Below are 24016 nucleotides of genomic sequence, written 5' to 3'. Positions count from 1 at the left end.
TCTGGTTACGGATTACCTGAATGTCCTCGTCTCGTCGCTACCTCCTTCTCAGCCTTGCCGTCGTCCTGGCCATCGGTCTCGTCGCGATATGGCTACGCAGCACCGCGCCGCAAATCCCCGAAGCAATCAAACGTGGTTACAGTGAGGCCCTGGACAACGCCCGCAACGGGCAGCCCGGCGCGGCGCGGATGCTTTACCAGCAACTGGGACGCCCGGACCTTTCACCCAAGCGCCGCGTACGCTTGCACGCCGAGCTGCCCAACTACCCGAGCCCCCAGGCCCTGAAACTGGCGCAAGCGGACTTGCACAGCGAATCGCCGCAGGTGCGCCGCGCGGCCATCGACAGCATCGTCGGGCTGGTGCCGAACGCTCAGCGCAGCCTGTTGCTCGGCCCGCTCCTGGAGGACAACGAGCCGGACGTCCGGTTTGCCGCCGTGAATGCCCTGCTGGGTCTTTCGCCAGATGAACTGGGCCTGTATTTCGGCGCGATGCAGATCGCCGCCGACACCTGGAAGCAAGTGCTCAACGACGCTCCACCCACCACCGAGTCCCTGTATCAGCTTGCCCGGCTGTACCTGCATAACGCTGATCTGGAAAAAGCCCAGCAGGCGCTGGAGCAGGCCCTGCGCCTGCAGCCGGACAACCTGCCGGCGCTGGTCATGCAGGTCGATGTGCTGGACCGACAAGGCCAGGCCGAAGCTGCACGCCAACTGCTCGCCCGGCAGTTGCAAACCCAGCCGGCATCGGCTTATCTGCAACATGCGCTGGGCATGTGGCTGCTCCAGCACGGGCAGACCGAATACGCCGTGCTTGGCCTGGCCAAGGCGGTGGAGCTTGAGCCTGAGAACCGGCACTACCGCTATGACCTGGCGACCACTTTGCACGCCGAGCAGGAGGTGGAAGCCGCGCAGAAACAGCTACAGGAAATCGTCCAGCGCTACCCCGCCGATCGCAAGGCGCGGGTATTGCTGATCAATTATTGGAAGGAGACCGGTCAGTTGCAGCATGTCCAGGTTTTATTGGCCCAACTGGAACAACTGAACCCCGACGACCCAGCGATACAACAAGGCCTGTAGGCCCATTCGCGCGGGTGGAAAGTTGTGCAGCAGTGCGCGTTTTGTCAAAGGAAGCGGAACCGCCATCACTGCCAAAGGTCAAGTGTTCAGGCAGTTCATTTTCAGGCGATACCCCGCCTGCTGCCCACTTCCCTAGTCATGAGAGGGTTATTTTTGATTACATCTAACGAGTCGATCAGCGCAAAAGCCGCCACCGGGATCGAAGGGCTGGACGATGTCCTTTCCGGTGGTTTGTCCCGGGGTCACGTGTTTCTCCTGGAGGGAGAGCCGGGCACCGGTAAAACCACGGTCGCGTTGCATTTCCTGATGGCCGGCGCCAAGGCCGGCGAACGCTCGTTGTATATCACGCTGTCGGAAACCGAGCGTGAATTGCGTCAGGGCGCGGCCTCCCATGGATGGACGCTCGATGAGAGCATCCACATCTTCGAGCTGACCCCGCCCGAGAGCCTGCTCAACGCCGATCAGCAGCAGAGCCTGCTGTATTCCTCCGACCTGGAACTGGGGGAAGCGACCCGGCAGATCTTCGAAGTGGTGGAGCGCATCAAGCCGACCCGGGTCGTGCTGGACAGTCTTTCGGAGATCCGCCTGCTGGCGCAAAGCTCTCTGCGCTACCGTCGGCAGATCCTCGCGATCAAACACTACTTCGTGCGTTATGACGCCACGGTCCTGCTCCTGGATGACCTGACCACTGAATCCCTGGACAAGACCGTGCACAGCGTGGCCCACGGCGTCATCCGCCTCGAGGAACTGACCCCCAACTACGGTGCCGAACGGCGCCGGCTGCGGGTGGTCAAGTATCGCGGGCAGAAATACCGTGGCGGCTACCACGATTTCACCATCATGAGCGACGGCCTGCACGTCTTCCCTCGCCTGGTGGCCGCCGAGCATCGCGGCCAGTACCTGCGTCAGCAGCTGTCCAGCGGCATCGGCGAAATGGACGCCCTGTTGGGCGGTGGCATCGAGACCGGCTCCAGCACGCTGATTCTCGGTCCGGCCGGTACCGGCAAATCGCTGATCTCGTTGATCTTTGCTGCAGCTGCCGTACGCCGCGGAGAAAAAGCCGCGCTGTTCATCTTCGACGAAGAGCTGGGGCTGCTGTTCGAGCGCATGAAAAACATCGGCATCGATCTGCACGAATTGCAAAAAACCGGCAACCTGCTGATCGAGCAGGTCGATGCCGCGGAGCTGTCTCCGGGTGAGTTTTCCCATCGTGTGCGGCGTTGCGTCAGTGACGGCAACATCAAAACCGTGGTGATCGACAGCATCAACGGCTACCAGGCCGCCATGCCGGAAGAAAATGCCCTGGTCTTGCATATGCATGAGCTGTTGCTCTACCTCAACCGCAAAGGCGCGGCGACCTTCATGACCGTCGCGCAGCATGGTCTGGTGGGCGACATGCAGGCGCCAGTGGACATTACCTACCTCGCCGACACCGTCATCCTGCTGCGTTACTTCGAAGCGCTGGGCAAGGTTCGCCGGGCGGTTTCCGTTATCAAGAAGCGCACCGGCGCCCATGAGTCGACTATCCGTGAATATCGCATCAGCAAGCTGGGCATGACCATCGGCCAACCGCTGGAAGCATTCCAGGGCGTGTTGCGTGGCGTACCGACCTATATGGGTGCGGACAACCCATTGCTTGAGGATGGCACTCCGTGACGTCGGCCGAGCCACTGTCCGAGCGGGCGCTGATTCTCGCGCCGCTCGGACGGGACAGCCAGATTGCCCTGATGATTCTGAAGGAAGCCGGTTTCAACGGCCTCGTTTGCAGTCATCTGGGCCATTTATGCGAAGAATTGGGGCAAGGCGCAGGCCTTTTGGTGATTTCATCGGAAGCCCTGGTCGGGCCGGATCTGGAAACCCTGTTCCAGCACATCGAACAGCAGCCGGCCTGGTCCGACTTGCCGATTGTCCTGCTGACTCATCACGGTGGCCCGGAGCAGAACCCGGTGGCACGCATCGGCGTCCAGCTGGGCAACGTGACGTTCCTGGAGCGTCCGTTCCATCCGGTGACGCTCGTCAGCCTGGTGACCACCGCGCTACGCGGACGCCGCAGGCAATACGAAGCGCGGGACCGGCTGATCGACCTGAGCAACAGCGAGCTGCGCCTGCAAACAACCCTCGAAACCCTGGAACAACAGGTCGAGGAGCGCACCGCCCAGCTGCGACATAACGAAGAAGCCCTGCGCCAGTCGCAGAAAATGGAAGCAGTCGGCCAATTGACCGGCGGCATTGCCCATGACTTCAACAACATGCTCACCGGCATCATCGGCAGCCTCGAATTGCTGCGCCGACGCCTGGCGCGCGGCCGCACCGAAGACCTGGACAGCCTGATCGACCTGGGCGTGACCTCGGCCAATCGCGCGGCAGGCCTGACGCATCGGCTCCTGGCCTTCTCCCGGCGGCAATCGCTGGACTCCAAGGCTGTGCAAATGAACACGCTCGTATTGTCCATGGGCGAGTTGCTGCAGCGTAGCCTCAACGAGAGCATCCGCCTGGAAATGCAACTGGACGAGCAACTCTGGATCGCCGAAGCCGACCCCAATCAACTTGAAAGCGCCCTGCTCAACCTGGTACTCAACGCCCGCGATGCAATGCCGGGTGGCGGCAAACTGCTGGTGCAGACGTTCAATCGATACCTGGACACCGGCTTCACCGACGCCTACACCAACCTGGAGCCCGGGGACTACGTGGTATTAAGCGTGCAGGATAGCGGATGCGGCATGCCGGAATCGGTGATGCACCGTGCGTTCGATCCGTTCTTCACGACCAAGCCGATCGGCCAGGGCACCGGCCTCGGCCTTTCGATGATCTATGGCTTCAGCAAGCAGTCCCGTGGCCACGTGACCATCGACAGCGAGGTCGACAAAGGCACCACCGTGAGCCTTTATCTGCCGCGCTTTGTGGGCGAGGAGATACACGAACCAGCCGCCGTCACCCAGCAGGCGCCTTACGCGCAGAATGGCGAAACCGTGCTCATCGTCGAAGATGATGCGGCGGTGCGGGTGTTGGTCAGCGCGGTGCTGAGCGAGTTGGGCTACGCCTTCGTCGAGGCCGGCGACGCAAACGCGGCGATGCCGATCCTGCAATCGAACCAGCGCATCGACTTGTTGATCAGCGATGTGGGCCTGCCCGGCATGAATGGGCGGCAACTGGCGGAAATCGGCCGGCAGATCCGCCCCGATCTGAAAGTGCTGTTCATCACCGGTTACGCCGAACACGCGGCGGTGCGCGGTGGTTTCCTCGACCCAGGCATGCAGATGATCACCAAGCCGTTCACGTTTGATCTGTTGACGGCGAAGGTGCGGGAGATGATCAAGGTTTGACCCCTTCGCGAGCAGGCTCGCTCCCACAGGGATTGCTGTGTGCCGTGAGGCCTGTGTCTGCCCGAAATCCAATGTGGGAGCGAGCCTGCTCGCGAAGACTGAGTGTCAGTCAATGCAGATGTTGGCTGGACTGGCCCCTTCGCGAGCAGGCTCGCTCCCACAGGGATTGCTGTGTGCCGTGAGGCCTGTGTCTGCCCAAAATCCAACGTGGGAGCGAGCCTGCTCGCGAAGACTGAGTGTCAGTCAATACAGATGTTGGATGGACTGGCCCCTTCGCGAGCAGGCTCGCTCCCACAGGTATTGCTGTGTGCCGTGAGGCCTGTGCCTGCCCAAAATCCAACGTGGGAGCGAGCCTGCTCGCGAAGACTGAGTGTCAGTCAATGCAGATGTTGGATGGACTGGACCCTTCGCGAGCAAGCTCGCTCCCACAGGTATTGCTGTGTGCCGTGAGGCCTGTGTCTGCCCAAAATCCAATGTGGGAGCGAGCCTGCTCGCGATAGCGGTGGGTCAGCTACGCAAATGCTTGCATGTGCCCGCTGTTGCTCTTGCTCTTGCTGTGCTTTTGATCTTGATCTCAGCGCCCCGTTAACCACGCTGGCCGAACGCAGGCATTGTGCAGTGGGCATCCCGGCATGGATGCCGGGATAGCCGCGCTGGGCCAGGGACGGCCCTTCGCGGCGGGCCCACGGAGCAATGCCGGAGTGAGGGCACACCGAGCCTGGGCGAGGTGCCGAGTGGTGGGGCAAAGCCTTTTTGGTTACTTTTTTGGCGTCTGAAAAAAGTGACCCGCCGTAAGGGCGGAACCCTAAGCGGCCGTCACGCAAAAAATGGATATACACCCAAGCCCAACAGCGAACCGCCCGGCTGAACTACGACAACATCCCCTGCATGATCTTCTGCAACACATCCAGATCAAACGGCTTGTCCAGAATCGGCGCCTTGCGCGTGATGGGGCTATCGGTCTCGCGCACTTCCTGAGCATACCCACTGATAAAGATGACCTTCAGGTCCGGACGCAACCTCACCGCAGGCTCAGCGATCTGCACCCCGGAAATCCCCCCCGGCAGACGGAAGTCGGTAATCATCATGTCCAGGTGAGGCTTGCTCGCCAGAATCTCGAACGCCTGCTCGCCGTTTTCAGCCTGGAGCACCCGGTACCCTTCGCCAGACAGGTAGGCCGACAGCACCATCAGGATCGACGGATCATCCTCGACAATCAGTACAACGTCTTGCGCATCTTCACTCATGAGAAGCCTTTGTTGGATCAATCGCTGCTGATACGACCTTGGGGCCACTCAGAGGTTGCGTCCGTTCGCCAGTTTTCTGAAAAGGCAGACAAACGCGAAACAACGCCCCTTCGTTGAGGCGGCTATTGACCGTGATGATACCGCCATGGGCGGTGACAATCTGCTCGGAGATGAACAAGCCCAGCCCCAGGCCAGCGGTGGCGGCCTTGGACGATACCCGCTCGAACTGCTGGAAGATGCGCTTCTGGTTCTCTTCGCTGATGCCGATACCGTGATCCTGCACTTCGATGCAGGCGTGGTCGGGCGTCTGGTAGACGCGCACTTCGATCGGGCTCTTGCTGCCATAACGCAACGCATTGGTCAGCAGGTTCGAGACCACCTGCTCGATGCGAAACTCATCCCAGTGCCCTTCCACCATAGGCTCGGCGGTACAACTCACGGAGCATTCGGCGGCAGCGATCTGCGGCTGGAAGTTGCGCAGCAGGTTCTCCACCAGCGCCGTCAGGTTGAAGCGGGTCGGACGGATGGACAACTTCCCGGTGCGAATCCGGGACACGTCCAGCATGTCCTCGATCAAGCGGATCAGGCTCTTGATCTGGCGCTCATCGCGTTCAACCATCGCCTTGATCTTGTCCAGGGTGAACGCCGAGGCGTTGTCGCGCGCCAAGTGCATCTTGCGCAACTGCGTTTCCAGGATCAGGCCGTTAAGCGGCGTGCGAACCTCATGGGCGACGATCGACATGAAATCGTCCCGCATGCGCACCGCCTGCTCGAGCTCGCCACGGGTGGCTTGCAACTGCTGGAGCAATTGCTCCTGCTCCCGGCGACTCTGCTCGAGAGCGAGCACCTGCTCCTTCATCGCCTTGCGCTGGCGATAGAGCTCGACGAACACGCTGACCTTGCTTTTGACCGCGTGGGTGTCCAGCGGCTTATGCAGGAAATCCACCGCGCCGCTTTCATAGCCGGTGAATGCATAGTTGCGCTCGCGGCCGGCGGCGCTGACAAAAATGATCGGGATGCTGCGGGTCTTTTCCGTGCCGCGCATCAGCTCGGCCAGTTCGAATCCGTTCATGCCCGGCATCTGCACATCAATGATCGCCAGGGCAAAGTCGTGTTGCAAAAGCAGCGACAGCGCTTCATCCGCCGACAAGGCCTTGAGGACCTCGCGGTCTTCGCGCTTGATCAGCGCTTCCAGGGCCAACAGATTCTCAGGCAGATCGTCGACGATCAGCAGTTTGGCTTGAATATCTCTTGGCATGTGGTTCATTCCAGCCCGGCCAGCAACTGGCCGATGCCCTGTAAAGTTAGGATATGGTCGGGCTCATGCAACGTAAGCGCCGCTTCGGGCATGGTGGAAACCTGTGCCTCCTTCGGGTCCTGGACGACGGTGATGCCGCCCAGCTCTTTCACTCTGGCCAGCCCCCTGGCGCCGTCACTGTTGGCACCGGTCAGGACCACTGCCAGCAGACCAGGACCATAGACATCGGCGGCCGACTCGAACAACACGTCGATCGATGGCCGCGAATGGTGCACCGGCGCTTCAAGGCTCAGTGACAGGCTGCGATCAGCCTCGATCGACAGGTGATAACCGGGCGTTGCGACATACAACGTGCCCGGGCGTATGTCCTGCTTGTCCTGGACTTCTTCGACGGGTATCGCCAGGCGATGACGAAACACCTGGGCCAACTGGCTGTTACGTTCGTCGGGCAAATGCAGCACCACGAGGACAGGCAGGCTGAAGCCCTTGCGCAGCGGCGTGAAGATGTTGAGCAGCGCCTCGACGCCTCCGGCGGAAGCGCCGACTACGATGGCCTCGATCAGGGGCCTGGATCTGTCCGTCATTGGGCTCATAACTTGCGATAGATCCGTTCCTGTTTGACCAACGGCTCGAACTGCTTGCCGAAAGCCGAAAAATCCAGTGTTTCCTTACTGCCCAGCACCAGGAAACCACGATGGCAGAGGGACTCATGAAACAATCCAAATGCGCGATCTTGCAGCTTTTTATTAAAATAAATCAATACGTTACGACAGGAAATCAATTGAGTTTCGGAAAACACACTGTCCGTCGCCAGGCTGTGATCGGCAAAGGTCACGTTCTGACGCAGGGTTTTGTCGAACATGGCGTAATCGTAGGCGGCCGTGTAGTAGTCGGCAAACGAACGCCGGCCTCCGGCGAGCTGGTAATTCTGGGTGTAGGCCCGGACATTCTCCAGGGAAAAAATGCCTTGCTTGGCTTTCTCCAGTGAACGCGGGTTGATATCCGTGGCGTAGATCAACGTGCGGTCCAACAGCCCTTCTTCGTGCAGCAGGATCGCCATCGAGTAGACCTCTTCACCGGTGCTGCAACCGGCGATCCAGATCTTGATCGAAGGATAGGTCTTGAGCAGCGGCACCACTTCCTCGCGAATGGCCAGGAAGTGCGCAGGGTCGCGAAACATCTCGCTGACCGGAATCGTCAGCAGTTGGAGCAATTGCATGAACGCGCTCGGGTCGTGCAGTACGCGCTCTTGCAGGGCCGAGATGGTCTTGCATTCGAACTGATTCAACGCATGCAGGACCCGGCGCTTGATGGAGGCGCCGGAATAGTCACGAAAGTCGTAGCTGTACTTCAAATAGATCGCTTCGATCAACAAACGAAGTTCGATGTCAGTGTTTCGTTCCACTAGATTCTTTCCATATTCGGCAACCACACGCGAATCAGTGAGAACAGGCGATCCAGGTCGATCGGCTTGGCCAGGTAATCGTTGGAGCCCGCCGCCAGGCAACGCTCCTGGTCATCCTTCATGGCCTTGGCGGTCACGGCGATGATCGGCAACTTGCGCCAGCGCGGGTCCTTGCGGATCAGCGCGGTGGCTTCAAAGCCGTCCATCTCGGGCATCATCACGTCCATCAGCACCAGATCGATATCCTCGACTTCGTTCAGGCGTTCGATCGCTTCGTAACCGTTACGGCCGATGACCACGACGGCGCCTTTCGCCTCCAGGGCGCTGGTCAGGGCGAAAATGTTGCGCACATCGTCGTCCACCAGCAGCACCTTGCGGCCTTCGAAAACCTTGTCGCGGCTGCGGGCGGTCTGCAGCATCCGCTGTCGTTCATGGGACAACCGCGATTCGACTTTGTGCAGAAAGAGTGTGACTTCGTCCAGCAAGCGTTCTGGCGAACGCGCGCCCTTGATGATGATCGAGCGCGAGTATTTGCGCAGTTCGGCTTCTTCATCACGGGTCAGGTTGCGCCCGGTGTAGACGATCACTGGCGGAAACGAGCAGATCTCCTCGCTGGACATGCGCTTGAGCAAGTCATTGCCGAGCATATCCGGCAGCTTGAGGTCGATGATCATGCAGTCATAGACATGCGTGCGCAGCAGGTCCAGCGCCTGCTGAGCCAGGCCGACCGCGGTGATCTCGATGTCATCGTCGCCGATCAGCCGGGTAATGCTGTCGCGCTGCAAGTCATCGTCTTCCACCAGCAGCACGCGCTTGACCTTCTGGGTCAGCTTGGCTTCCAGGCGCGCGAAAACGTCCTTGAGCTCTTCTCGGGTCGTCGGTTTGACGGCATAACCGATCGCGCCCATGTGCATCGCCGCTTCGACGCGGTCCTCGACGGAAATGACGTGCACCGGGATGTGCCGGGTCTGGGCCTGCTCCTTGAGCCGCTGCAACACAGTCAGCCCGGAATGGTCCGGCAAACGCATGTCCAGCAGGATCGCGTCCGGGCTCAGTTGCAAGGCCAGGTCAAAGCCTTCGTCAGCGCCATGGGCGACCAGGCACTGATAGCCCAGTTCATGGGCCAGATCGAACAGGATACGGGCGAACTTCGGTTCGTCTTCGATAACCAGAATGCAACGGGTAGCGAAAGGCGCCTTGTCCCGGTCATCGGCAAATTGCGGCACAGGGGTTTCCACCTCGGCGACCAGTGTCGGAGCCGGCACATGGGCCGGGGCAGTGGTCGTCGGGGTGAACGCCATCGGTTCGACAGGCGCCTCCCCTGGCTCGACATAACGCCCAGGCATCACCAGCACACTGCCCTGCCCCGGCTCGCTGGAGACCGAGATCGAGCCGCCGAGCAACGTCGCCAGGTCGCGGGAAATCGACAGCCCCAGGCCGGTGCCGCCGTAACGCCGATTGGTGGTGCCGTCGGCCTGGCGGAACGCCTCGAAAATACTCTGCTGCTGGTCGGCGGCAATGCCGATCCCCGAGTCGCGCACCATGAACGCGATACCCGCGCCGGGCTGGCCGGTGACAGTCAGGCAGACGGAACCCTGCTCGGTGAACTTCACCGCATTGGACAAAAGGTTCTTGAGTACCTGCTCCAGGCGCTGGCGATCGGTATACAGCATGGACGGAGCGTCAGGCTGCAACTGCACCTCGAAACTCAGGCCCTTGTCTGCCGCCAGCGGCTTGAACATGTCCCGCAGCCCTTCGACCAGGCGAGGCACGCTGGTGTTTTCCGGGCGCACCTCGAGTTTTCCGGCCTCGACCTTGGAAATGTCCAGGATGTCGTTGATCAGGTTCAGCAAGTCATTGCCGGCGGAGTAGATCGACTCGGCAAACTTGACCTGTTCGTCGCTGAGGTTCCTCTGCGGGTTTTCCGCCAGCAGCTTGGACAGGATCAACGAACTGTTCAACGGCGTGCGCAGCTCATGGGACATATTGGCGAGAAATTCGGACTTGTACTTGCTCGAACGCTGCAGCTCTTCGGCGCGCTCCTGCAATTGGATCTGGGCCAGGTTCAACTCGCTGTTCTTCTGGTCCATGGCGTCGCGCTGCTCGGCCAACTGCTCGTTGGTCTGCTCCAGTTCCTGCTGCTGGGCTTCCAGGTGGGCCTGGGATTCCTTGAGGATGCGCGACTGTTCCTCGAGTTCTTCGTTGGCTGTCTTGAGTTCTTCCTGCTGCACCTGCAACTCTTCGTTAAGCTGCTGGGTTTCGGCCAGTACTTCCTGCAGACGCTGACGGTAACGGGCCGCTTCGATGGAGGTGCCGATATTGCCGGCCACCAGTTCCAGCAACTCGATGTCCCGCCCGGTCAGGGGACGCAGGAAGCCCAGCTCGATGACACCATTGATGCGGTCGTCGTCACGGGTCGGCACCACCATCACGCAGTTGGGCAACCCTTGGCCCAGCCCTGAGCTGACCTTGAGGTAATCGCGTGGCACGTCATCCAGACGGATGAGCCGCCCTTGGCGCACGGCCTGCCCGACGATGCCTTCGCCGTCCATGACCATCTGGTGCTGTTCGTCGTCTTCCCGGGACATGCCATAGGTGGCGATGCGCTTGAGCACGCCGTTTTCTTCCCGCGCATACAGTGCGGCAACAACGCTGCCCAGGTACTGGGCGCAGAATTGCAGGATGTTGCGCCCCAACAGATTCAGCGTCAGTTGGCCGAGCACCTGCTCGGCCAGTTGAGTCTGGCCGTTGCGCAACCACGCCTGCTTTTCCAGATGCAGGGCGCTTTCTTGCTGGACTTTCAGGCTCGCGCTGTAGTTGCTCGACAGGGCCAACAGATCGCGCCGCCCCACGTAGGCCAGCAACCCGCTGATGGCCGCGACGAAGAGCAAATACAGGGCAATGCTCCAGAGCGTGGTGGTACGCACCTGCTCGTTGCGCTCGGCGCGCAACTGCTGCTCGGTTTCGACGATGTCTTCGAAGGTCGTGCGGATCTCGTCCGTCAACCGTTTGCCACGCCCCTTCTTCACCGCGCCGCGGTAATCACCGCTGCTGCGCTGCAGGTCGATCATGCCCTGGGCATAGTTGGCCCATTCTGTCTGCAGTGCCTGGACCTTACGCAGGCGATCGGTCTGGACGGGATTGTCGGCTGTCAGTTCCAACAATGTATCCAGGGCCACGGCGATGCGCGGCTTGGCCACCTCGTAAGGGTCGAGGAAATGCTCGTCGCCGCTCAGCAGGTAACCGCGCATGCCGGTTTCCAGATCAACGCTCAGCTTCAGCGCTTCATTGGCATTGTTGATGACGCGATCGGTGTGCCCGACCCACTGGATCACCGACAGCAAATAAGTGATCAACACGATGAAAAACACCGCGCTGAGTGCACCCATGCCCAGCGGCAGGCTGATATTGCGGCTCAGGAGCTTGCGAAAACTTTGTTCGTCGACCGAAGACGAAGGAGTCATGGAAAAGGCCTTGGTGGACAGTTGAAGACGATGGAGTTTGCCCAAAAATACGGGTTGGATCCACACATCTGACAAGGCAATGCCACAATTTCCTGACGGTACGACCGGGTCATAAGGATGCGACTATCCTTGTCAGCTCTTGTACTATAGATCCTTTCTTGTACAACCTCGGGAACTTGTACCGCTTCGCTACTTACTCATGCATACGGCTATTTTTTGCCGCGCCCCTACCGATTCCATCTTCCGAGAAGTCTATTATGTCCGTCCCCGCTTCTGGCACCCCCTCCACCATCCTGGTAGTCGAAGACGACAACATCGTGCGCATGTTGATTGTCGATGTGCTGGAAGAACTGGAATACAAGGTTTTGGAAGCTGACGGCTGCGAGCAGGCACTTGAGTTTCTGAACGATGACGCTCAGCCCATCGCCCTGATGATGACGGACGTCGGCCTGCCGGTCATGGACGGCCGCGAACTGGCGAAACGGGCCCAACTGGCCAGGCCAGGGCTGCCGATCCTGTTCGCCAGCGGTTATGCCGAAAGCATCGATGTGCCCGAAGGCATGAACGTGATCGGCAAACCCTTCTCCATCGACCAACTGCGCGACAAGGTGAAAAAGATTCTTTCTTGAGCCCAGGCGCATTCTTGGTCACTATCGGCGCCCCGCGCGCCGACCGCGCCTGACCCGCCTCAAGGAATGTCCCTCATGTCTCATCCCACCGCCACCAAAGTCCTGGTGATCGGCTATGTCTGGCCCGAGCCACGCTCATCGGCGGCCGGTGGGCATGTCATGCAGTTATTGGAGGCTTTTCTCGGGCAAGGCTGGGACATCACTTTCAGCAGCCCCGCCAGGCCCGGGGAAAACCGCGCCGACCTGATCGCCCTGGGCATCCGCGAGGTACCGATCGAGCTCAATAGCAGCAGTTTTGACGCATTCGTCAGCGAACTCGCGCCCGATGTCGTCCTGTTCGACCAGTACATGATGGAAGAACAGTTTGGCTGGCGAGTCGAGAAGCACTGCCCCGACGCCCTGCGCGTGCTGGAAACTTCCGATCTGCAAAGCCTGCGCCACGCGCGGCATCAGCGCTTGAAGGATCGCTTGAAAGCCGATGAAACCTGTGAGGATTTCAGCGACCTGTTCGCCCCCGCCCTGCGCGAAGAATTCGAGCTGATGGCCGACACCGACCTGGCCAAGCGCGAGATTGCCGCTCTGTATCGATGCGATCTGAACCTGATGGTGTCCGAAGTCGAGATCGAACTGTTGGTGGAGCACTTCAAGGTGCCCCGTGAGCTGTTGCTCTGGTGCCCATTGATGCTCGACCTGCATGAGCAAGCCTTCGTGCCTTTCGAAGAACGGGCGCACTTCCTCAGCATCGGCAATTTCCGCCATGCACCGAACTGGGACGCCGTACTCTGGATGAAAAATGCCGTGTGGCCGCTGATTCGCCAGCGACTGCCCGGTGCACAGCTGCACCTGTATGGCGCCTATACCCCGCCCAAGGCCGCAGCGCTGCATAACCCGGCCCAAGGCTTTTACATCATGAACTGGGCGGAGGATGCCTTGCAGGTCATGTCCGCGGCGCGCATCTGCCTGGCCCCCCTGCGTTTCGGCGCCGGTATCAAGGGCAAACTGATCGAAGCCATGCTCTGCGGCACGCCCAGCGTCACCACGCCCATCGGTGCCGAAGCCATGCACGCCGGCATGCCCTGGCCCGGTGTCATCGCGCAGAGCGCCGAGGACATCGCCAACGCCGCCGTACAGCTGTATAGCGATCAGGCACGCTGGGCCGATGCCCAGGACGCCGGGCTGGCTTTGCTGGCGGCGCGCTTTCGCCGGCAGGTGCACGGCCCGGCGCTGATCGAGAGCATCAATGCCTGTCGTGCCGATCTGGCGCGCCGGCGCCGGGACAACTTCACCGGCAGCATGCTGCGCCATCACCAGCACAAGAGCACCCAGTACATGTCGCAGTGGATCGAAGAGAAGAACCGCAACAGCTGACAGGCCTTCGTCCCGGGGCTGGAACCTGCGCGGCGAAGGGGGCATTATCCAGCGGCGATAACAATAAAAGCGCCAGGCCCATGACCCGAACAGCCAGAGTCACCGACCCTTCCTACGAGTTGATGGACGACCACAACGGGCTGTCCATCATCTATCGCCAGCACGGCTTTCCTTGCCCGCTGGTGCGCTGGCATTTCCACAAGGAATACGAGCTGCACCTGATCGTCGCCAGTTCGGGCAAAGTCTTCATCGGCGACTACATCGGCAATTTTTCTCCGCAGTCGCTGTTCCTTACCGGCCCCAACCTGCCCCACAACTGGATCAGCCAGGTGGCCGAGGACGAAGTGGTGCCCAAGCGCGACATGCTGGTGAATTTCACCGATGAGCTGTTTGAAAGCGGCAATCAGGTGTTCGCCGAGCTCAAGACCCTCGCACCGCTGCTGGAGCGTGCCCAGCACGGCATCGAATTTCGCTGTAAGCGCACCATCCGCCAGGCCATGACGTTGATGCAACGCATCGCCGACGCCCAGGGCATGAGCCGGCTGGGCTACTTTTTTATCCTGATGGAGCTGCTGGCGGCCTGCGACGACTTCCAGCTGCTTTCGGGCGCCACCACACCACACGCGGCGGACGAGCACAGCATCGACCGCACCAACCGCGCGGTGGATTACATCTTTGCCCATTACGCCAGGGAGTTGCCCCTGGAAGAAGTCGCCGAGCACCTGGGCATGAAACCCACCTACTTCAGCCGGGTTTTCAAGCAAGCCACGGGGCGTTGCTTCATCGAATTCGTCAATCGCCTGCGCATCAGCAAATCTTGCGAGCTACTGGCCGATGGCGACAAACCAGTGACCGATGTGTGCTTCGAGTCGGGCTTCAACAATATTTCCAACTTCAACCGACGCTTCCAGCAACTCAAGGGCATGACCCCGTCGCACTACCGGCGGCTGGCGGTGCAGCGGTTGACCGAGCAGAACCAGGCCTGATCTCTACCTTGCCTGCTCTTGAGTGCAAAAAAGTATCAGTAAAAGTGCGACGAATGATTTGTCATGCAATCCATTGAGGGCTGTAATCAGCGCACATTCTTCCTCTCATCTGGAAGACACAAAAACAATAACTGTCCTTCTGCAGCCCGTGGGCGCGGAAAAGGAGTGCGCGATGAAACCTTCGGTAAAAGCTCTGCTTGTCTCCACCTGCATGACCCTCAGCAGCGTCAGTTTCGGCGCGCAAACCCTGACCATTGCCACCGTCAACAACAGCGACATGATCCGCATGCAAAAGCTTTCGAAGACTTTCGAGGCCGAGCACCCGGACATCACGCTGAACTGGGTGGTGCTCGAAGAAAACGTCCTGCGCCAGCGCCTGACCACGGACATCGCCACCCAGGGTGGACAGTTCGACGTGCTGACCATTGGCATGTACGAAGCCGCACTGTGGGGAGCCAAGGGCTGGCTGGAGCCGATGAAGGACCTGCCGGCGTCCTACGACCTGGAAGACGTCTTCCCTTCCGTGCGCGATGGCTTGTCGGTCAAGGGCTCGTTGTACGCCCTGCCGTTCTATGCCGAAAGCTCGATCACCTATTACCGCACGGACCTGTTCAAGAACGCCGGGCTGAGCATGCCTGAGCACCCGACCTGGACCCAGATCGGTGAATTCGCGCAAAAGCTCACCGACAAGTCCAAGGAACAGTATGGCCTGTGCCTGCGGGGCAAGGCCGGTTGGGGCGAGAACATGGCGCTGATCACGACCCTGGCCAACGGTTTTGGCGCGCGCTGGTTCGATGAGAAGTGGCAGCCGGAGTTCAATGGGCCTGAGTGGAAGGATGCCCTGAACTTCTACGTCGACAACATGAAGAAATCCGGCCCGCCGGGCGCGTCCAGCAACGGCTTCAACGAGAACCTGGCCCTGTTCAACAGCGGCAAGTGCGCGATTTGGGTCGATGCCAGCGTCGCCGGCTCGTTCGTGACCGACAAGACCCAGAGCAAGGTGGCCGATCACGTCGGGTTCACCTTCGCCCCCCACGAAAAAACCGACAAGGGCACTTCGTGGATGTACTCCTGGTCGCTGGCCATCCCGACCAGTTCCAAAGCCAAGGACGCCGCCAAAGTCTTCACCACTTGGGCAACGTCCAAGGAATACGGCCAACTGGTCGCCAAGACCGACGGCATTGCCAACGTACCGCCAGGCACCCGCGCCTCGACCTACAGCGACGAGTACATGAAGGCCGCGCCGTTTGCCAAGGTGACGCTGGAGTCGTTGAAAGTCGCCGACCCGAAAGCACCGACGCTCAAGCCCGTGCCTTACATCGGCATCCAACTGGTGACCATTCCTGAATTCCAGGCCATCGGCACCCAGGTCGGCAAGTTCTTCTCCGGCGCGCTGACCGGCCAGCAGAGCGTGGACCAGGCATTGACCGCCGCGCAGTCCACCACCGAGCGCGAGATGAAACGCGCCGGGTATCCCAAGTAAAGACTTGTAAATATCCATTTGTGGCGAGGGAGCTTGCTCCCGCTGGCGGGCAAAGCCCGCCCTGGCGATCAGAAAGATTGCCTATCGGCATGGGCCCGCTGCGCGGTCCAGCGGGAGCAAGCTCCCTCGCCACAGGGAATGTGTCGCATAAGAGTAAGCGCTCATGAATAGCTCAACGACAACAGTCAAAGCTCCCATCGAAATAGCTCCGCCAGCCCGCAAGATCCGCCTGGCCAACCCCGGCTGGTTCCTGGTCAGCCCGTCGGTCGCCTTGTTACTGCTGTGGATGATCGTGCCGCTGGGCATGACCGTCTATTTCTCGATGATCCGTTACAACCTGCTCTACCCCGGTGAAAACGAATTCGTCGGGCTGGAGAACTTCACTTATTTCCTGACCGATTCGGGCTTCATGCCCGGCGCCACCAATACCCTGCTGCTGGTGGGCAGCGTGCTGCTGATCAGCATCGTGCTCGGCGTGTTGATCAGCGCGTTGCTGGAGGCCAGCGAGTTTTTCGGTCGCGGCATCGTGCGGGTGTTGCTGATCTCGCCGTTTTTCATCATGCCCACCGTCGGTGCGCTGATCTGGAAGAACCTGATCTTTCATCCGGTCTCCGGCATCCTCGCCTCGGTGTGGAAGCTCTTCGGTGCGCAGCCGGTGGACTGGCTGGCGCATTACCCGTTGCTGTCGATCATCATCATCGTGTCGTGGCAATGGCTGCCCTTCGCGATCCTGATCCTGATGACCGCCATGCAGTCCCTCGACCAGGAACAGAAAGAAGCCGCGCGCCTGGACGGTGCCGGACCGATCGCGATTTTCTGGCACCTGACCCTGCCACACCTGGCGCGTCCGATTGCCGTGGTGCTGATGATCGAGACGATTTTCCTGCTGTCGGTGTTCGCCGAGATCTTCACCACCACCAACGGTGGCCCTGGCTACGCCTCCACTAACCTCGCCTACCTGATCTACAACCAGGCGCTGGTGCAGTTCGACGTCGGCATGGCGTCAGCCGGTGGCCTGATCGCCGTGGTGATCGCCAACATCGCCGCCATCATCCTGGTCCGGATGATCGGCAAAAACCTCACCGACAAGCATTGAGGCCGTCGCCATGACTCTTCAACAATCCCGTCGCCTGCAAAGCCTGCTGCTGGGCACGTTGGCCTGGGCCATCGCGATCCTGATCTTCTTTCCGATCTTCTGGATGGTGCTGACCAGCTTCAAGACTGAAATCGACGCCTTCGCCACGCCGCCGCAGTTCATCTTCGCGCCGACGCTGGAGAACTACCTGCACATCAACGAGCGCAGCAACTACTTCAGCTTCGCCTGGAACTCGGTGGTGATTTCCTTCAGCGCCACCGCCCTGTGCCTGCTGATCGCGGTGCCGGCGGCCTACTCCATGGCGTTCTACGAAACCCAGCGCACCAAAGGCACGCTGCTGTGGATGCTCTCCACCAAAATGCTGCCGCCGGTGGGCGTGCTGATGCCGATCTATCTGCTGGCCAAGCAGTTCGGCCTGCTGGACACGCGCCTCGCGCTGATCATCATCTACACGCTGATCAACCTGCCCATCGTGGTCTGGATGATTTACACCTACTTCAAGGACATCCCGCGCGACATCCTAGAAGCCGCGCGCCTGGACGGTGCCACCCTGTGGCAGGAAATGGTCCGCGTGCTGCTGCCGATCGCCAAGGGCGGCCTCGCGTCAACGGTGCTGCTGTCGCTGATCCTGTGCTGGAACGAGGCGTTCTGGTCGCTCAACCTGACCTCATCCAAAGCCGCGCCGCTGACAGCACTGATCGCCTCGTATTCCAGCCCCGAGGGCCTGTTCTGGGCCAAGTTGTCCGCCGTCTCGACCCTGGCCTGCGCGCCGATCCTGATTTTCGGCTGGATCAGCCAGAAACAGCTGGTGCGCGGTTTGTCCTTCGGCGCGGTGAAGTAACGCGCCCTACACAGTCATCAGAAGTGGAGGCCCATCATCATGGCCAACCTGAAAATCAAGAATCTGCAAAAAGGCTTCGAAGGCTTTTCCATCATCAAGGGCATCGACCTTGAAGTGAACGACCGCGAATTCGTGGTCTTCGTCGGCCCCTCGGGCTGCGGCAAGTCCACGCTGCTGCGGCTGATCGCCGGCCTGGAAGAAGTCAGCGACGGCACCATCGAGCTGGACGGCCGTGACATCACCGAAGTCAGCCCGGCCAAGCGCGACCTGGCGATGGTGTTCCAGACCTATGCCCTGTACCCGCACATGAGCGTGCGCAAGAACATGTCCTTCGCCCTCGACCTCGCCGGTGTGCCCAAGGCCGAGGTGGAAAAGAAAGTCAACGAAGCGGCGCGCATCCTCGAACTGGGGCCGATGCTGGAGCGCAAGCCCAAGCAGCTGTCCGGCGGCCAGCGCCAGCGCGTGGCGATCGGCCGGGCCATCGTGCGCAACCCGAAAATCTTCCTCTTCGACGAGCCCTTGTCGAACCTCGACGCCGCCCTGCGCGTGCAGATGCGCCTGGAACTGGCGCGCCTGCATAAAGAGTTGCAAGCAACCATGATCTACGTGACCCACGACCAGGTCGAAGCCATGACCCTGGCCGACAAGGTGGTGGTGCTCAACGGCGGGCGCATCGAGCAGGTCGGCTCGCCGCTGGAGCTGTATCACCAGCCGGCCAACCTGTTCGTCGCCGGGTTCCTCGGCACGCCGAAGATGGGTTTTCTCAAGGGCAAGGTCACCGGCCTGGACGGCCAGGGTTGTGAAGTGCTGCTGGACGCCGGCACCCGCATCAGCCTGCCGCGCAGCGGTGCCAACCTGAGCGTCGGCGGCGCGGTAACCCTGGGGATTCGTCCGGAACACCTGAACCTGGCGCAACCGGGTGATTGCACGCTGCGGGTCACCGCCGATGTCAGCGAACGCCTGGGCAGCGACACCTTCTGCCATGTCGTCACCGCCTCCGGCGAAGCCCTGACCATGCGCGTGCGGGGTGACCTGGCGAGCCGTTTCGGCGAGCAGCTGGAGCTGCACCTGGACGCCGAACACTGCCACCTATTCGATGCCGAAGGCGTGGCGGTCTCCCGCGCGCTGCGCGCTGCCGCCTGATTGCCGAGATTTGCGATGAAACTCAACCGACAGAACCTGCACAACCTCAACGCCGAGGTCGCCCTGCCCGCTTACAACCTGGGCGACCGCCGCCAGGGCATCGCCCACATCGGCGTCGGCGGTTTCCACCGTGCGCACCAGGCGTATTACACCGATGCGTTGATGAACACCGGCGAAGGCCTCGACTGGGCGATCTGCGGCGTCGGCCTGCGGGCCGAAGATCGCCGGGCCCGGGATGATCTGGCTGGCCAGGACTACCTGTTCACCCTCTATGAACTGGGCGACACCGATGACACCGAAGTCCGGGTCATCGGCGCGATCGACGACATGCTGTTGGCCGAGGATGGCGCCCAGGCGTTGATCGACAAACTGGCCGACCCGCAGATCCGCATCGTCTCGCTGACGATCACCGAGGGTGGTTATTGCATTGACGACAGCAACGGCGAGTTCATGGCCCATCTGCCGCAGATCCAGCACGACCTGGCCCATCCGGACGAACCGCAGACCGTGTTCGGCTTCCTCTGCGCCGCGCTGGCCAAACGCCGGGCTACGGGGACGCCGGCGTTCACCCTGATGTCCTGCGATAACCTGCCCCACAACGGCGCCGTCACGCGCAAGGCGCTGCTGGCGTTTGCCGCGTTGCGAGACCCCGAACTGAGACATTGGATCGAGCAGAACGTGAGCTTTCCCAACGCCATGGTCGATCGCATCACCCCGATGACCAGCAGCGCCCACCGCTTGCAGCTGCACGACGAGCATGGCATCGACGACGCTTGGCCAGTGGTCTGCGAACCCTTTGTGCAATGGGTGCTGGAGGACAAGTTCGTCAATGGTCGCCCGGCCTGGGAGAAGGTCGGCGTGCAGTTCACCGATGACGTTTCGCCCTATGAAGAGATGAAGATCAAGCTGCTCAACGGCAGCCATCTCGCGTTGACGTACCTGGGTTTCCTCAAGGGGTATCGTTTCGTCCACGAAACCATGAACGACCCGTTGTTCGTGCGCTACATCCGCGCCTACATGGACCTGGACGTGACGCCACAACTGGCGCCCGTGCCGGGCATCGACCTGACGGAATACAAGGACACCCTGGTGGAGCGCTTCTCCAACCAGGCCATCGCCGACCAGTTGGAACGGGTGTGTTCGGATGGCTCGTCGAAATTTCCCAAATTCACCGTGCCGACCATCAACCGCCTGATCGCCGACGGCGGCCAGACCCGCCGCGCGGCGCTGGTGGTGGCGGCCTGGGCTGTTTACCTCAAAGGGGTAGATGAAAATGGCACGACCTATTCGATCCCCGATCCACGCGCGGCGTTCTCCCAGGCGCTGGTGGCTGACGACGCGCTGGTGACCCAGAGAATGCTTGCAGTGGAAGAAATTTTTGGCACGGCCATCCCCAGTTCGCCCGAGTTCGTGGCAGCATTCGAATGGTGCTGCAACAGCTTGCGCGAGCAAGGGGTGACACGAACACTAGAGCGGATTCTTGCTGACGCGGACTGAGCGGGCACACTCCGCTTTTGTGGCGAGGGAGCTTGCTCCCGCTGGGTTGCGAAGCGACCCCCTGAGTTTGTCAGGCTCACCGCGCTGCCAGGATTGGGGCTGCTGCGCAGCCCAGCGGGAGCAAGCTCCCTCGCCACAGGTACTCCATGATCCTGACCATATGTCCCTGACCATAACGTAATCAAGCTGCTGATCCGAGGATTTCCATGGCAAACCAACAGCTGTTCCTGGGCATCGACTGCGGCACCCAAGGCACCAAGGCGCTGATCCTCGACTCGATCAGCGGCCAGGTACTCGGCCAGGGCGCCGCCGCCCACGACATGATCAGCGGTGCCAACGGCCGCCGGGAACAAGACACCCGGCAATGGCTCGACGCGTTCACCCAGGCCACTCGCCAAGCGCTGGCGGATGCAAAGGTCGATGGCCAGTCGATTCTCGGCATCGGCGTCTCCGGCCAGCAGCACGGCCTGGTATTGCTCGATGAGCAGGGCCAGGTCCTGCGCCCGGCAAAACTGTGGTGCGATACCGAGACGACCGCGGAAAACGATCGTCTCCTGGCGCATCTCGGCGGTGAAGAAGGCAGCCTGGAACGCCTCGGCGTGGTGATTGCGCCGGGCTACACGGTGTCCAAACTGCTCTGGACCCGGGAACAGCACCCGCAGGTTTTCGAGCGGACCGCCAGCATCCTGCTGCCCCACGACTTCCTCAACTACTGGCTTACCGGGCGCCATTGCAGCGAGTATGGCGATGCCTCGGGCACCGGCTACTTCAACGTCCGTACCCGCCAATGGGATCGCGCGCTGCTGCGCCATATCGACCCCAGCGGCCGGCTGGAATCGGCCTTGCCCGAGCTGATCGAGGCCCATCAGCCAGTCGGCAGGATTCTGCCCGAGATCGCCGCACACCTGGGCCTCAACCCCGACGCGGTGGTCGCCAGTGGCGGCGGCGACAACATGATGGGCGCCATCGGCACCGGCAACATCCAGCCCGGCGTGATTACCATGAGCCTCGGTTCCTCCGGCACGGTGTATGCGTATGCCGCCGAGCCCGTGGTCAGCCCGCAAGCATCCGTGGCGACGTTCTGTTCGTCGAGCGGCGGCTGGCTGCCGTTGATTTGCACCATGAACCTGACCAACGCCACCGGAGCGCTGCGCGAGCTGCTGGAACTGGACATCGATACGTTCAATACCCTCGTGACCCAGGCACCGATCGGTGCCGAGGGCGTGTGCATGCTGCCGTTCCTCAATGGCGAACGCGTCCCCGCCCTGCCCCATGCCACCGGCAGCCTGCTGGGCCTGACGACCACCAACCTGACCCGGGCCAACCTCTGCCGCGCGGTGGTCGAAGGCACGACCTTCGGCCTGCGCTATGGCCTCGACCTGCTCCGTGCCAACGGGCTCAAGGCCCAGAGCATTCGCCTGATCGGCGGCGGCTCGAAGAGCCCGGTCTGGCGACAGATCGTCGCCGACAGCATGGACACCACCGTCATTTGCACCGAACAGAGCGAAGCCGCTGCCCTGGGCGGGGCGATCCAGGCGGCTTGGTGTCATGGCGCCGGGCAAACATCCCTGGCCGACCTGTGCGAGCGCTGCGTCAAACTCGACCCGGCCAGCGAAACCCGGCCCGTCGCCGCGCACGTCGCGGCGTCACAACAAGCCTACGAACGTTACCGGCAACACGTCGCAACCCTTTGAGAGCAGGCAATTATGTATCTGGTATGTGGTGAAGCGCTGTTTGATTTCTTCAGCGCAAACGAAGCGCAGACTCCGGCTTCGCAAGTGAACTTCAAGGCGCTCGCCGGTGGTTCACCGTTCAACGTGGCGGTGGGCTTGCGTCGACTGGGGATCGAGTCGGCGCTGTTTACCGGGCTGTCCACCGACTATCTGGGCCGGCGCTTGAAACAGGTGCTGGTGGACGAAGGCGTCAGCACTCAGTTTGCCCAGGACTTCGAGGCCCCCACCACCCTGGCCATGGTCGCTGTCGGCGCCAACGGCTCGCCCCACTACAGCTTCCGTGGCGAAAGCTGCGCAGACCGGCAATTGCGCGTGGAGCATTTGCCGACGCTGGGCCCGCAAGTGCGCGGCCTGCATGTGGGTTCGTTCTCATTGGTGGTGCAACCGGTGGGCGATACGCTGCTGGCACTGGTACAACGCGAAAGCGGCCGACGCCTGATCAGCCTCGACCCGAACGTGCGGCTCAATCCGCAGCCAGACATCGAGTTGTGGCGTTCACGCATCGCGACGCTGGTGGAATACGCCGACCTGATCAAGGTCAGCGATGAGGACCTGAGCCTGCTCTACCCTGACCAGGACCCACACGAAGTAATTGGGGGCTGGCTGGAGCACCGCTGTCAGTTGGCCTTCCTCACCCGTGGCGGCCAGGGCGCAACGGTGTTCAGCCGTCAGCATGGCGTATGGTCGCTTCCCGCCTGCCCGGTCCAGATTGCCGATACGGTGGGCGCGGGCGACACGTTCCAGGCTGCGCTGATCGCTTGGCTGACAGAGCAGCAGTTGGATGATGTGCAGGGTTTGCATTCGCTGAGCGCGGAGCAGATCGGGGAGATGCTCCATTTCGCCATGCGCGCCGCGGCACTGACGTGCGGTAAAGTCGGGCCAGACCTGCCCTATCGGCAGCAATTGGTCTGAGAAAAATCGAAAGCTGGACGCCGGGTTCGAACAACATCGGACCCGGTCGTCAGGTTTGCAAAGGTCGGGCGGTGCTTAACGCCCGCTCATCCGGTGTTGCTGGTGGAAATAGTTCCCGTGGCCGTGACCCTGGCCACGGTCGAGTTCGGTACGCAGTTCCGCAATCAGATCGTTGATGGCGCGGCAGCCGGTGAGCTTGGTGGCGTCAATATCGCTCTTGACCAACGCCACGCGGTCGGTCTGGTGGTCGTCGTAGATTTTAACGGTCATGGACAGATCAGGTGACAAGGTGCATTGCGAGCGTTTGGGCAGCAGGCTGCTTTCAATGATGTTTCGCATTTCGAGGGCAGATAAAAACATGGCAACTCTCTCCTTTTGAGGCAGCCAATTCATGTTCACGACGGCGGTATTTTCGTCCGATTCTTCCCTGCGGACAGGACTTCGAATGCCGTGCCGTTCGTTCATTTTGGCGTTTTCTGGTGTTGGAGCCCGTCATCGGACTCGGGTATCAACTCGCAAAAAATATGCCCGTAAATCAGTACAGCGACACCGTTA

Annotated in this window: 19 protein-coding genes; 13 read left to right on the top strand and 6 right to left on the bottom strand. The window is 61.1% G+C overall.

The genetic code is table 11. The features are described 5' to 3' along the window. Positions 1 to 20: 20 nt before the first annotated feature. The 3 genes from J3P96_RS12455 to J3P96_RS12445 all read left to right on the top strand — a co-directional run bounded on the left by J3P96_RS12455 (position 21) and on the right by J3P96_RS12445 (position 4399). Positions 21 to 1076 (top strand): tetratricopeptide repeat protein, encoded by a 1056-nt coding sequence (locus J3P96_RS12455; RefSeq protein ID WP_434657486.1) that lies wholly within the window; start codon positions 21 to 23, stop codon positions 1074 to 1076. Positions 1077 to 1229: 153 nt separating this feature from the next. Next, positions 1230 to 2732 carry an ATPase domain-containing protein gene (locus tag J3P96_RS12450; RefSeq protein ID WP_434657483.1) on the top strand — a complete coding sequence of 501 codons (1503 nt, stop codon included), beginning with the start codon at positions 1230 to 1232 and terminating at the stop codon, positions 2730 to 2732. Further along, complete coding sequence (locus J3P96_RS12445) at positions 2729 to 4399, top strand: response regulator (RefSeq protein ID WP_434657480.1); 1671 nt, start codon at positions 2729 to 2731, stop codon at positions 4397 to 4399. The genes J3P96_RS12450 and J3P96_RS12445 overlap by 4 nt, the downstream gene beginning before the upstream one ends. Positions 4400 to 5268: 869 nt before the next feature. Here the strand turns inward: J3P96_RS12445 and J3P96_RS12440 are convergent. Genes J3P96_RS12440 through J3P96_RS12420 form a run of 5 tightly spaced genes read right to left on the bottom strand, consistent with a single transcriptional unit; the run spans position 5269 to position 11773 of the window. Beyond that, positions 5269 to 5646 carry a response regulator gene (locus J3P96_RS12440; protein WP_434573902.1) on the bottom strand — a complete coding sequence of 126 codons (378 nt, stop codon included), beginning with the start codon at positions 5644 to 5646 and terminating at the stop codon, positions 5269 to 5271. Next, on the bottom strand, positions 5639 to 6904 hold the full coding sequence (locus J3P96_RS12435; RefSeq protein ID WP_434657477.1) for a hybrid sensor histidine kinase/response regulator: 1266 nt from the start codon (positions 6902 to 6904) through the stop codon (positions 5639 to 5641). Before J3P96_RS12435 ends, J3P96_RS12440 begins: the two co-directional genes overlap by 8 nt. A 5-nt stretch (positions 6905 to 6909) precedes the next feature. Further along, on the bottom strand, positions 6910 to 7497 hold the full coding sequence (locus J3P96_RS12430) for a chemotaxis protein CheB (RefSeq protein ID WP_434657475.1): 588 nt from the start codon (positions 7495 to 7497) through the stop codon (positions 6910 to 6912). Further along, the gene (locus J3P96_RS12425) at positions 7494 to 8309 is read right to left on the bottom strand and encodes a CheR family methyltransferase (RefSeq protein WP_434573896.1); all 816 of its coding nucleotides are present in this window, start codon (positions 8307 to 8309) and stop codon (positions 7494 to 7496) included. Before J3P96_RS12425 ends, J3P96_RS12430 begins: the two co-directional genes overlap by 4 nt. Next, positions 8309 to 11773: a response regulator gene (locus J3P96_RS12420; protein WP_434657472.1), complete on the bottom strand. Its 3465-nt coding sequence runs from the start codon at positions 11771 to 11773 to the stop codon at positions 8309 to 8311. The genes J3P96_RS12425 and J3P96_RS12420 overlap by 1 nt, the downstream gene beginning before the upstream one ends. Before the next feature lie 257 nt (positions 11774 to 12030). On the opposite strand from J3P96_RS12420, the gene J3P96_RS12415 reads away from it, so the two are divergent. The 10 genes from J3P96_RS12415 (at position 12031) to J3P96_RS12370 (ending at position 23461) form a co-directional block, all read left to right on the top strand. Beyond that, a complete protein-coding gene (locus tag J3P96_RS12415; RefSeq protein WP_434657469.1) occupies positions 12031 to 12402 on the top strand; it encodes a response regulator in 372 nt (123 codons plus the stop codon). Positions 12403 to 12477: 75 nt separating this feature from the next. Next, positions 12478 to 13770, top strand: a complete 1293-nt coding sequence (locus J3P96_RS12410; protein WP_434657466.1) for a glycosyltransferase — start codon at positions 12478 to 12480, stop codon at positions 13768 to 13770. Between the two features lie 80 nt (positions 13771 to 13850). Continuing rightward, positions 13851 to 14756: an AraC family transcriptional regulator gene (locus tag J3P96_RS12405; RefSeq protein ID WP_305500721.1), complete on the top strand. Its 906-nt coding sequence runs from the start codon at positions 13851 to 13853 to the stop codon at positions 14754 to 14756. Between the two features lie 172 nt (positions 14757 to 14928). Further along, entirely contained in the window at positions 14929 to 16239 is a 1311-nt protein-coding gene (locus J3P96_RS12400) for an ABC transporter substrate-binding protein (RefSeq protein ID WP_434657463.1), read from the top strand. 163 nt (positions 16240 to 16402) lie between these two features. Next, a complete protein-coding gene (locus tag J3P96_RS12395) occupies positions 16403 to 17335 on the top strand; it encodes a carbohydrate ABC transporter permease (RefSeq protein WP_434630638.1) in 933 nt (310 codons plus the stop codon). Between the two features lie 10 nt (positions 17336 to 17345). Then, positions 17346 to 18176, top strand: a complete 831-nt coding sequence (locus J3P96_RS12390) for a carbohydrate ABC transporter permease (protein ID WP_014338173.1) — start codon at positions 17346 to 17348, stop codon at positions 18174 to 18176. A gap of 39 nt (positions 18177 to 18215) precedes the next feature. Continuing rightward, on the top strand, positions 18216 to 19319 hold the full coding sequence (locus J3P96_RS12385) for an ABC transporter ATP-binding protein (RefSeq protein ID WP_434600949.1): 1104 nt from the start codon (positions 18216 to 18218) through the stop codon (positions 19317 to 19319). 15 nt (positions 19320 to 19334) lie between these two features. Further along, positions 19335 to 20816 carry a mannitol dehydrogenase family protein gene (locus J3P96_RS12380; RefSeq protein ID WP_434657461.1) on the top strand — a complete coding sequence of 494 codons (1482 nt, stop codon included), beginning with the start codon at positions 19335 to 19337 and terminating at the stop codon, positions 20814 to 20816. A gap of 206 nt (positions 20817 to 21022) precedes the next feature. After that, positions 21023 to 22510 (top strand): xylulokinase, encoded by a 1488-nt coding sequence (gene xylB / locus J3P96_RS12375; RefSeq protein WP_434657459.1) that lies wholly within the window; start codon positions 21023 to 21025, stop codon positions 22508 to 22510. A gap of 12 nt (positions 22511 to 22522) precedes the next feature. Continuing rightward, complete coding sequence (locus J3P96_RS12370; protein ID WP_434657457.1) at positions 22523 to 23461, top strand: carbohydrate kinase family protein; 939 nt, start codon at positions 22523 to 22525, stop codon at positions 23459 to 23461. Positions 23462 to 23536: 75 nt separating this feature from the next. Here the strand turns inward: J3P96_RS12370 and J3P96_RS12365 are convergent, their stop codons facing one another. Next, on the bottom strand, positions 23537 to 23821 hold the full coding sequence (locus J3P96_RS12365) for a DUF1652 domain-containing protein (RefSeq protein WP_434605157.1): 285 nt from the start codon (positions 23819 to 23821) through the stop codon (positions 23537 to 23539). Between the last annotated feature and the right edge of the window lie 195 nt (positions 23822 to 24016).

The organism is Pseudomonas sp. R3-56 (assembly GCF_051132075.1).
GTDB lineage: Bacteria > Pseudomonadota > Gammaproteobacteria > Pseudomonadales > Pseudomonadaceae > Aquipseudomonas.
The sequence above is the reverse complement of the archived record's forward strand: the minus strand, read 5'-3'. Positions and strand labels throughout refer to the sequence as shown.

Coding starts and splice junctions, on each gene's coding strand:
- J3P96_RS12395 (WP_434630638.1), top strand. CDS start 16,403: ATGAATAGCTCAACGACAACAGTCAAAGCTCCCATCGAAATAGCTCCG.
- J3P96_RS12415 (WP_434657469.1), top strand. CDS start 12,031: ATGTCCGTCCCCGCTTCTGGCACCCCCTCCACCATCCTGGTAGTCGAA.
- J3P96_RS12410 (WP_434657466.1), top strand. CDS start 12,478: ATGTCTCATCCCACCGCCACCAAAGTCCTGGTGATCGGCTATGTCTGG.
- J3P96_RS12365 (WP_434605157.1), bottom strand. CDS start 23,821: ATGTTTTTATCTGCCCTCGAAATGCGAAACATCATTGAAAGCAGCCTG.
- J3P96_RS12430 (WP_434657475.1), bottom strand. CDS start 7,497: ATGAGCCCAATGACGGACAGATCCAGGCCCCTGATCGAGGCCATCGTA.
- J3P96_RS12385 (WP_434600949.1), top strand. CDS start 18,216: ATGGCCAACCTGAAAATCAAGAATCTGCAAAAAGGCTTCGAAGGCTTT.
- J3P96_RS12420 (WP_434657472.1), bottom strand. CDS start 11,773: ATGACTCCTTCGTCTTCGGTCGACGAACAAAGTTTTCGCAAGCTCCTG.
- J3P96_RS12455 (WP_434657486.1), top strand. CDS start 21: ATGTCCTCGTCTCGTCGCTACCTCCTTCTCAGCCTTGCCGTCGTCCTG.
- J3P96_RS12400 (WP_434657463.1), top strand. CDS start 14,929: ATGAAACCTTCGGTAAAAGCTCTGCTTGTCTCCACCTGCATGACCCTC.
- J3P96_RS12380 (WP_434657461.1), top strand. CDS start 19,335: ATGAAACTCAACCGACAGAACCTGCACAACCTCAACGCCGAGGTCGCC.
- J3P96_RS12440 (WP_434573902.1), bottom strand. CDS start 5,646: ATGAGTGAAGATGCGCAAGACGTTGTACTGATTGTCGAGGATGATCCG.
- J3P96_RS12435 (WP_434657477.1), bottom strand. CDS start 6,904: ATGCCAAGAGATATTCAAGCCAAACTGCTGATCGTCGACGATCTGCCT.
- xylB (WP_434657459.1), top strand. CDS start 21,023: ATGGCAAACCAACAGCTGTTCCTGGGCATCGACTGCGGCACCCAAGGC.
- J3P96_RS12405 (WP_305500721.1), top strand. CDS start 13,851: ATGACCCGAACAGCCAGAGTCACCGACCCTTCCTACGAGTTGATGGAC.
- J3P96_RS12370 (WP_434657457.1), top strand. CDS start 22,523: ATGTATCTGGTATGTGGTGAAGCGCTGTTTGATTTCTTCAGCGCAAAC.
- J3P96_RS12390 (WP_014338173.1), top strand. CDS start 17,346: ATGACTCTTCAACAATCCCGTCGCCTGCAAAGCCTGCTGCTGGGCACG.